Genomic DNA, 8,772 nt, shown 5'->3' with positions numbered 1-8,772 from the left:
GCCTTGCGGTTATTGTAACCTAATTGTAACATAACGTAGAGTAATTTAGAGGATAAGCATCGCGTCACCATATGAGAAAAAGCGGTATTTTTCATCAATCGCTTCTCTGTAAATGCGGTGGGTCTCTTCCAACCCGACGAACGATGCGACGAGCATCAGTAGTGTTGATTGGGGAAGATGGAAATTGGTGAGAAGATGATTAATCCGTTTTGGGGGATTATTAGGGTGTAAAAAGAGGTTTGCTTCCCCATGTGTCTCGTGGGTTCGTACATGGTATTCGATCGTGCGGGTGGAGGTTGTTCCAACACTCAAAAGGGAGATGTCACTATCGATAAGCTCTTTGGCGGTAGTGCTAATGTCAAAATATTCCGAATGCATCGGATGATCGGTGATAATCTCGGCTTCGACTGGTTTAAAGGTTCCTGATCCGACATGGAGAGTGACAAAAGCGTGTGGATGACGTGAACACACCGCATCAAACAACTCATCGGTAAAATGGAGCGATGCGGTAGGTGCAGCTACTGCCCCCTCATAGTGGGCGAAAACGCTTTGGTATTCCCGCTCATCTTCGGAGTTGTCTTCACGTCCGAGGTATGGGGGGAGTGGGATATGTCCGACTTTCTCTAAAATAGGGAGGAGCTCTTCGAAGCGGATAAGGGAATCGTGAAGGTAAAAATTGACATCGCGTGAGCCGTCATCGTGCAGTTTGATGACACGCCCACTCAACCCTTCATCAAAGTTCAATAACGTCCCCTCTTTAACCCGTCCTTTGATGTACACATTGATCGCATGAGCATCGTGAGGGCGATTGATGAGCAGCTCGATCGCTCCGCCACTCTCTTTTTTTCCGTAAACCCTAGCTTTGATAACTTTCGTATCGTTAAAAATGATTCCGCAGTTTTCAGGGAGAAACGATTCGAGTGCGTCGAAACGGGTGTGCGTAATCGATTTGTCTGTACGGTTGTAAACGAGGAGGCGGGCATGATCTCTGGGATGGATCGGATGGGTCGCTATAAGCTCTGATGGGAGCTCATAGTGGTAACTGGCCGTAAGAAGAGGGTTGAGATCAGTCAATCGTCTCTTCTTCGTCTTCGGCCATATAGGCCTCTTCTTTTGGTGCCGGATTAACCGCTTTAACGATCAAAATAGAGACACCATAGAGGAGAATGAGCGGCATTGCCATGAGAATTTGGGTGATAACATCCGGTGGCGTTAAAATCGCAGCGATGATAAAGATCAAAACGATAGCGTAACGGAAAAATCCGGTCATCATTTTGTCATCTATGAGTCCCAATAGGGCGAGGAAATAACAGATAACAGGAAGCTCAAAGGAGAGTCCGAATCCAAACATGATTTTGGTGAAAAATTCGACATAGTCTTCGATATTGATCATTGGAACGAACGAAGCACTACCAAAGGCGATGAGGTAACTAAATCCAAACGGAGTAACGACGTAATAGGCAAATGCTGCTCCCATGGCGAACATAACTGTTCCTCCAACGACGAAAGGGATGAGCATTTTTTTCTCATTGGCATATAGACCTGGAGCGATAAAAAGCCAAAATTGCATTAAAATAACAGGAAGTGCGACAAGCAATCCCGCAAAAAAGGAGACTTTCATCGCAACGAAAAAGGTTCCCCCCAGCTGAGTGGTGGTAATCATCCCCTCGGCCGCTTTGGTTGAAACTTTAGCTACGGAAGCAATAGCTTCGGCGAGTGGTGCGGTGACCCATGCTAAAAGGGCTTCGTGAAAGTTGAACATCACAAAAAACATAATGATAACGGCAGCAACGCTGATACCAAGCCGTTTGCGAAGTTCGGCTAAATGAGGCTTTAAATCTTCAAACATCAGACATTCTCTTCTTTTTTAATTTCGACTGGCTTAGGCTTTGGGGTGAACGTGATTACTTCTGGTTCTTTGGGTGCGGACGGGGCAGGTTTGGAGTCGAGATTGAGATCCAAATCATTTTTAATCCCTGTGAGTTCGCTTCCGATTTCAGTAACATTGGTCATTCTTTCTAATTCTGCACTTGCATCAGTTAGCTCTTTTTTGTAATTAAGAGCACCTTCTTTCATCTCAGAGAATTTCATCTCCTCTTCGAGGGTTGCTTTGGCACTACTGACCGTCCCTTTTACACTGCGGAAAAATTTAGCAATTTCGACCATGGTAGAAGGGAGTTTATCCGGTCCTAAAAATAAAATAGCAATAATAATGATGAGAAATATTTCCCCGATACCCATTCCAAACATAATGATAATCCAAATAATAAAATTTACAGTGACAGGGATTTTACCCAAACAAAGTTTAAAACCCTTCTACCCTGAGAGCAATTTCATCTGCTAAAAGAAAATCACGATTAAAATAACGTCCATTATGCTGATTTAGCATCCCCTCTTGACAGAGTAAATCGGCTTGTTGTATTTGCTTTTTATTTAAAATAGTTTTATCTACTCCGATACAGCTGCGGAATCCTAAGAAAAGTTTTTCACTCAAAAGGGCAGTAAAGTCGATTTCTTCACTAGTCGTTTCATTGGGATGCTGAATATAGTGTTCTACACTGGTGCTTGGGTAAAAACGGTGATGTTCCGAGAAGCCGACGGCCCCAGATCCTAAACCGATATAAGGTTTGTGCTCCCAATATCCCATATTATGTTGTGAACGGTATTTTCCGAAATTCGAGATCTCATATTGTTCGTAACCATGAGAGATGATTTCACGAAAGAGCCATTGAGTAAGTTCCAATTCCTCTTTGGCAATTTCAGGAATTTTTTCAAATACGGTTTCATCTTCTATTGTGAGAGCATAGAGGCTGATGTGATCGATAGGGAGGATAAATGCTTGGGAAATATCGGATTTTAAAAGCTCCTTAGTATCTCCTTTGACTCCATATATGAGATCGATACTGAGATGTTTAAATCCGATTGCTGAGGCAATTTGGATCGCTTTTAATGCGTGTTCTGTATTATGAGCTCGCCCGAGTGTTTTCAGTTTGCCATTATTGAAACTTTGGACTCCAAAGCTAAGTCGGTTGACTCCTAGTTCAAACATTCCCTCCAGCCACTCACGTGTTGCACTGTTTGGGTTAGCTTCAGAGGTGATTTCGCATCCTTTTTTTAGATAAGGGTCAATCATCTCAAATAAGGGTCTATAAAGAGAAGGCTCTATTGTAGAGGGAGTCCCTCCTCCGATAAAAACACTTTCAATGGGATTTGACGTACTAACGTTGAAACGGAGAAGCTCCGAATTGAATTGGATAAGGAGCGCATTCATATACGCTTCGCGCAGTGAAAATTTATCGACATAAGAGTTAAACGCACAGTAAGAGCATTTGCTATCGCAAAAAGGGATGTGAATGTATAAAAGCATGTGTCATTATATCCCATTTCACATTGAGTTTATTTTATATTAAATATATTGCTCATATAATGCTTAGATATTGAAAAGGTAGTATATGTATAGATGGAACGAGGATAAAAACAGTATTCTAAAAGCAACTAGAGGGTATAGCTTTGAAGATGCTGTAGAGGTATTATCGAAAGAGGGCGTAGTAGATCACTATAAACACCCGCTTAGTGATAAATATCCGAACCAATACATATATGTCATATCTTTAGGCGGATATATCCATTATATCCCCTACGTGAGGGATGGAGATAGTATTTTTCTCAAAAATATTATTCCCAGTCGCAAACTACACAAACACTACAGAGGAAATGAATCATGAAATACGACGCAGAGGAAAAAGAGTTATTGGATGCACTGGAAAAAGGGGAATTTGAATCTGTGCCATTCGATAACGACCAAATTAAAAAAATGGCAACTGACACTCTCGATTATCTCAATCAAAAGAAGCAGATTACGATCAATATGAAGCAATCGGATTTGGATTTTGTCAAACAGCGGGCAAAAGATATAGGAATATCGTATCAAAATATCATCCAAGCATTGATCCATAACTATGCGCATGGAAAAGTGGAATTGAAGATTTAAATAATATCTAACGCCCTAATTGAATGAACAATTATAGTTTTTTTAATGAGCAATAGCTTACAATACCCCTTTAAAAATAGACTAAAAGATGGTGAATGACCGAAAAAAAGTTCTACCGACCGAATGTGGCGGCGATTATTGTCTCTCATGAGTATCTTGAGACCAAAGATGTTTTTATCGCTGAACGGAGTGATTTGGAGGGGGTATGGCAATTTCCTCAAGGGGGAATTGATGAAGGAGAATCGGCTGAAGAAGCACTATTTCGGGAACTAGAAGAAGAGATCGGTACTAAAAAAGTAGAGATCATCGCCGAGTATCCCGAATGGATCGCTTACGATTTCCCAGCCCATGTCGCCGCCAAAATGGCTCCGTATGCGGGACAAAAACAGCGCTATTTTTTAGTACGCCTGAAACAAGGGGCTAAAATCGATTTGGATACCAAGCATCCTGAATTCAAAGCGTACCGATTTGTCAAGATTGATGAGTTACTGACTCACATCGCCCATTTCAAAAAACCGGTTTATGAACGTGTTATTTCTCATTTTAGAACCAAGGGGTATCTGTAATGCTAATTGTCCAAAAATTTGGCGGAACCAGTGTCGGTGATTTGGAGAGAATCCAAAATGTTGCTACACGTGTCTCGCGAACACTTCAAGAGGGACATCAAGTCGTCGTCGTCGTTTCGGCGATGAGCGGTGAAACTAACAAATTGATCGCGTATGCGGAACATTATACTGCTACACCTGAGCGCAGTGAAGTGGATATGCTCCTGAGCTCAGGGGAGCGGGTAACGGCGGCATTGCTCTCTATCGCGCTCAATGCAATGGGGCACAGCGCTACCTCTATGAGCGGACGCCGTGCGGGGATTGTCACCGATAGTATCCACACGAAAGCACGAATTGAGAGTATCGATCCATCCGCAATGAACGCTGAACTCTCAGCGGGTAAAGTCATCGTCGTTGCCGGATTCCAAGGGGTGAGTGATAGCGGTCAGGTGACGACACTTGGACGCGGAGGTTCAGACCTCTCTGCTGTTGCTTTGGCTGGGGCATTGAAAGCTGATTTATGTGAAATTTATACCGACGTTGACGGTATTTATACGACCGATCCTCGTATCGAGCCGCGTGCTAAAAAAATGGATAAAATCAGCTACGATGAGATGCTCGAACTCGCATCACTCGGAGCAAAAGTACTCCAAAATCGTTCCGTCGAATTGGCTAAAAAATTAAATGTTAACCTCGTTACCCGATCCAGCTTTAGCGATGCGGAAGGGACACTTATCACAAAGGAAGAGAATATTATGGAACAACCACTTGTCAGCGGTATCGCACTCGATAAAAACCAAGCACGCGTATCTTTGAGCGGCGTAATTGATCGTCCGGGAATCGCTTCGGATATTTTTACCCGTTTGGCCGACAACAGTGTGAACATTGATATGATTATCCAAACTTCAGGGCATGATGGCAAAACGAACCTCGATTTCACAGTCCCTAAAACCGAATTGATCGATGCGAAAAAAGTGGTAGAAACCTTTATCGCCGCCGATGAAATCAGCGAAGCATCGTACGATGAAAATATTTGTAAAGTCTCCATCGTCGGTGTCGGGATGAAGTCTCATACCGGGGTTGCGGCTAAAGCGTTCCAAACGATGGCTGCGGAGAATATCAATATCATGATGATTTCTACTTCTGAAATCAAAGTATCGATGGTGATCGATGAAAAGTACGCAGAACTTGCAGTACGATCACTTCACGGTGCATACGCGTTGGATAAATAGTGCGTCACTTTGATCAATGGACATTAGAGTCGATTCGCTCCGAAGGGGCATCGATGAGTTGGTTCGAAGAACAACGTTTCGAATGGACTCCTTCGTTGGCTAATGCTATAGATCAGATGATGGAGGGAAAGACACTTGTTTTAATTACGGATTATGATCGAAAATGGTTTGCTCATTATATTACCTCTTCTTTAAATAAGCGTTCTCAAGAACGTCCTATGATCCCTATTATTTGTATGGATGCCCTTTATCCACATTATGATTATATTAGTGGTGGTGAATCGATTGATACGTTAATCGATATGCTCGATTTGGCATTTAAACATGAATACTTCTTTTGGTATATTGGTCGAGGGGATGAACGTCGTGCAGATATCGCTAAACGAAGTGCTAACAGTTTATTATGGATTATGGATGAGCGGTTTCAGAATGCATTAGTATTGCGCTCTCATGATCCGTTAATTGATATCAAACTGTTACAACTTTATCGTTTATTTGATAAAACCATCGGTGCCGTTTTGTTTGGGGAGATTAATGTTCGCGAATGAAAGAGGTGGTATCTTAATTACAAAAGAGATGGAAGAGAGAGCTAAAGCGATAGAAGAGGCAAACCACCCATTTCGTTGCGTCACTTTTTTACGAGATGATTTTAAAATTGAAGATGCTAAAGAGGTGATTGCCGAAGCGTATAAAAGTGAAGAGAATACCAAAACGTTGATCCTCGGAGCCAAAAGTTTTACCGTTCCTGCTCAAAATGCTCTCTTGAAAATTCTTGAAGAACCTCCTCGTAACATTGTTTTTATCCTCCTCGCACCCAATAAAAGCACTTTTCTTCCTACGGTGCGTTCTCGTCTCAGCCTCACTCAAGAACATGTTGAGCGTACCTATAACGTCCTCTCTATTATCCTCAAAAATCTTGATTTATCAGGATTATTTACCTTTCTAAAAGAGCATGATCGTCTCAAAAAACATGAAGCGAAAGCACTGATTGAGCAGCTGATGCATCAGGCAATTTACGTCGAAAAATTGCCTCTTACGGAGGTACAACTCGAAGGATTCGAGAAAGCTCTCCGTTTGATTGAACTGAACAGCCGTTTTCAGAGTGTATTAGTAATGGTATTGATGAATTTTCTCAAAGAGGTCAAACATGGTCGTTGAAAAACTTTCCAATGCCATTGACTTGCACCGTGAGCTTAAACAGCTCGGTGTTGACGGCGGGGGGGTATCGATTTTAGAAGATAAAGGTTCTCTTCATCTGATCCGTATCCGTGATTTACATGTGGGTGCCGCCAATATCCTCAAGCAAGATGCTTTGAGTGTTGGTGCTGATTTAGCGGTTCCTAGAGGGACGGTAACGGCGACGACACCACGCGTGGATACCTTGTTGATTGCAACGGAACGGCAACTGCAAGAGTTAGTCAGAAAAGAGAGAGTTCAGCCATTTGGGCTGAAACTTCTCTCCTCCGAACTGGAGAGCTTTTGTCGTTTAAAACGTAATGAGAATATCTCTATTATGGGAATTCTCAACGCCAACGATGACAGTTTTTACCATGCTAGCCGTTGTCCTGGGACTAAAGCGATTGTGCGAATTGAGACGATGATCACCGAGGGTGCCGATATCATCGATTTGGGTGGAGTATCGAGTCGTCCCGGATCGGTAGCCGTAAGTGAAAAAGAGGAGCTTTGTCGTGTTCGACCGATCATTGATGTGTTGTATGAGCAGAAATTTTATGAAAAGACCCGTCTGAGTCTGGACAGCTATACCCCTAGCGTTATCCACTATGCACTTGAGAAGGGATTTCAGATTGTTAATGACATTACAGGGCTAGAAAATGATGAAGTAGCACGTCTCTGTGGCAGTTACGGTGCAACTGTCGTGATTATGCACATGCAGGGCAGCCCTCAAATGATGCAGGAAAATCCTTCTTATGGGAATGTGTTAACCGAAGTAGAACAGTTTTTTGAAGAGCGTATACTCAAAGCTTCCTCCTTTGGAATTAAAGAGACGATTTTAGACTGCGGAATTGGATTTGGAAAACGGCTTGCCGATAATCTTGCCCTTATTACTCACCAACGCCATTTTTTACGTTTGGGCAAACCTCTTTTAGTTGGGGCAAGCCGTAAATCACTGATCGATAAAATTTCCCCGTCTCCTACACAAGATCGCTTGGGAGGAAGTATTGCTATCCATCTTAAAGCACTCGAAGAGGGAGCATCGATTCTTCGTGTTCATGATGTTAAAGAACATGTTCAAGCGGTAAAATTGTGGCAGACATTGAGGGGTTGAGATGAGTAATACTGTTGTCATAATTACCCTCTCTTTATTAGTTATGCTTTCTCCATTTTTATCGCGTGTTACTAAAATACCGGTCGTGGTTGTTGAAATTTTATTGGGAAGTTTAGCAGGATATTTTGGACTTTTGGTAGAGAATGAACTATTTAAGATTATTGCAAAAGTAGGTTTTTTGTATCTTATGTTTTTGGCAGGCATGGAAGTAAATCTTAAAGCGTTCGGCTTTGAAAAATCTTCCTTACTTCGTCGAACAGTGATTTATTTTGCAATGTTGTACGGATGTTCATTGGGCTTATTTTTTTATTTTGATTTGAGTGCAGTTTATCTCGTAGCATTTCCGATTTTTTCGTTGGGGATGTTAATGGCATTGGTTAAAGAATATGGTAAAAATGAGCCTTGGCTTCGATTGGCATTGAATATCGGAATTATTGGTGAATTGGTTAGTATTATAGCCTTGACGATTCTCAGTGGGGGATTAGAATACGGTTATAATCGAGAGTTTGCTTTTGTTCTCGGAGGGCTTTTTTTATTTTTGATTGGATTTATCCTATTTTTTAGAGGGATACGTATCTTGTTTTGGTGGTATCCAGGTTTAAAAATACTTATCATGCCGCATGAAGATGGTAAAGATCAGGATGTCCGTTTTTCAGTTGCACTGATGTTTATTATGGTTGCGGTCATGCTGTACATTAAAATTGATGTCGTACTAGG

12 protein-coding genes are annotated in these 8,772 nt (G+C 42.0%); 8 read left to right on the top strand and 4 right to left on the bottom strand.

The window, feature by feature from the left end; genetic code table 11:
• Positions 1-45 precede the first annotated feature (45 nt).
• Genes queA through hemW form a run of 4 tightly spaced genes read right to left on the bottom strand, consistent with a single transcriptional unit; the run spans position 46 to position 3,367 of the window.
• On the bottom strand, positions 46-1,074 hold the full coding sequence (queA, locus tag WA010_RS06770) for a tRNA preQ1(34) S-adenosylmethionine ribosyltransferase-isomerase QueA (protein ID WP_422556384.1): 1,029 nt from the start codon (positions 1,072-1,074) through the stop codon (positions 46-48).
• Complete coding sequence (tatC, locus tag WA010_RS06765; protein WP_422556383.1) at positions 1,067-1,849, bottom strand: twin-arginine translocase subunit TatC; 783 nt, start codon at positions 1,847-1,849, stop codon at positions 1,067-1,069. The genes queA and tatC overlap by 8 nt, the downstream gene beginning before the upstream one ends.
• Positions 1,849-2,298 (bottom strand): Sec-independent protein translocase protein TatB, encoded by a 450-nt coding sequence (gene tatB, locus WA010_RS06760; RefSeq protein ID WP_422556382.1) that lies wholly within the window; start codon positions 2,296-2,298, stop codon positions 1,849-1,851. Before tatB ends, tatC begins: the two co-directional genes overlap by 1 nt.
• A gap of 7 nt (positions 2,299-2,305) precedes the next feature.
• Positions 2,306-3,367, bottom strand: a complete 1,062-nt coding sequence (gene hemW, locus WA010_RS06755; protein WP_422556381.1) for a radical SAM family heme chaperone HemW — start codon at positions 3,365-3,367, stop codon at positions 2,306-2,308.
• A gap of 85 nt (positions 3,368-3,452) precedes the next feature.
• Between hemW and WA010_RS06750 the strand changes: the two genes are divergently transcribed.
• From WA010_RS06750 to WA010_RS06715, 8 genes are all read left to right on the top strand, one after another.
• A complete protein-coding gene (locus WA010_RS06750; protein ID WP_422556380.1) occupies positions 3,453-3,725 on the top strand; it encodes a toxin in 273 nt (90 codons plus the stop codon).
• Entirely contained in the window at positions 3,722-3,991 is a 270-nt protein-coding gene (locus tag WA010_RS06745) for a hypothetical protein (protein ID WP_422556379.1), read from the top strand. The genes WA010_RS06750 and WA010_RS06745 overlap by 4 nt, the downstream gene beginning before the upstream one ends.
• Positions 3,992-4,086: 95 nt before the next feature.
• Entirely contained in the window at positions 4,087-4,557 is a 471-nt protein-coding gene (locus tag WA010_RS06740; protein ID WP_422556378.1) for an RNA pyrophosphohydrolase, read from the top strand.
• Positions 4,557-5,768, top strand: coding sequence for an aspartate kinase (locus WA010_RS06735; RefSeq protein ID WP_422556377.1), 1,212 nt, complete (start codon positions 4,557-4,559; stop codon positions 5,766-5,768). The genes WA010_RS06740 and WA010_RS06735 overlap by 1 nt, the downstream gene beginning before the upstream one ends.
• Positions 5,768-6,316 (top strand): HobA family DNA replication regulator, encoded by a 549-nt coding sequence (locus tag WA010_RS06730; RefSeq protein ID WP_422556376.1) that lies wholly within the window; start codon positions 5,768-5,770, stop codon positions 6,314-6,316. The genes WA010_RS06735 and WA010_RS06730 overlap by 1 nt, the downstream gene beginning before the upstream one ends.
• Positions 6,303-6,926, top strand: coding sequence for a DNA polymerase III subunit delta' (locus WA010_RS06725; protein ID WP_422556375.1), 624 nt, complete (start codon positions 6,303-6,305; stop codon positions 6,924-6,926). The genes WA010_RS06730 and WA010_RS06725 overlap by 14 nt, the downstream gene beginning before the upstream one ends.
• A complete protein-coding gene (gene folP / locus WA010_RS06720; protein WP_422556374.1) occupies positions 6,916-8,055 on the top strand; it encodes a dihydropteroate synthase in 1,140 nt (379 codons plus the stop codon). The genes WA010_RS06725 and folP overlap by 11 nt, the downstream gene beginning before the upstream one ends.
• A 1-nt stretch (position 8,056) precedes the next feature.
• The coding region (locus tag WA010_RS06715) for a cation:proton antiporter (protein ID WP_422556373.1) at positions 8,057-8,772 on the top strand (716 nt) is incomplete at its 3' end.

Origin of the sequence: Sulfuricurvum sp., assembly GCF_049305995.1 — a bacterium.
Classification (GTDB): Bacteria; Campylobacterota; Campylobacteria; order Campylobacterales; family Sulfurimonadaceae; genus Sulfuricurvum.
This window is presented reverse-complemented; position numbering and strand designations above follow the sequence as displayed.

Coding starts and splice junctions, on each gene's coding strand:
- tatC (WP_422556383.1), bottom strand. CDS start 1,849: ATGTTTGAAGATTTAAAGCCTCATTTAGCCGAACTTCGCAAACGGCTT.
- hemW (WP_422556381.1), bottom strand. CDS start 3,367: ATGCTTTTATACATTCACATCCCTTTTTGCGATAGCAAATGCTCTTAC.
- WA010_RS06750 (WP_422556380.1), top strand. CDS start 3,453: ATGTATAGATGGAACGAGGATAAAAACAGTATTCTAAAAGCAACTAGA.
- WA010_RS06745 (WP_422556379.1), top strand. CDS start 3,722: ATGAAATACGACGCAGAGGAAAAAGAGTTATTGGATGCACTGGAAAAA.
- WA010_RS06740 (WP_422556378.1), top strand. CDS start 4,087: ATGACCGAAAAAAAGTTCTACCGACCGAATGTGGCGGCGATTATTGTC.
- WA010_RS06735 (WP_422556377.1), top strand. CDS start 4,557: ATGCTAATTGTCCAAAAATTTGGCGGAACCAGTGTCGGTGATTTGGAG.
- WA010_RS06725 (WP_422556375.1), top strand. CDS start 6,303: ATGTTCGCGAATGAAAGAGGTGGTATCTTAATTACAAAAGAGATGGAA.
- folP (WP_422556374.1), top strand. CDS start 6,916: ATGGTCGTTGAAAAACTTTCCAATGCCATTGACTTGCACCGTGAGCTT.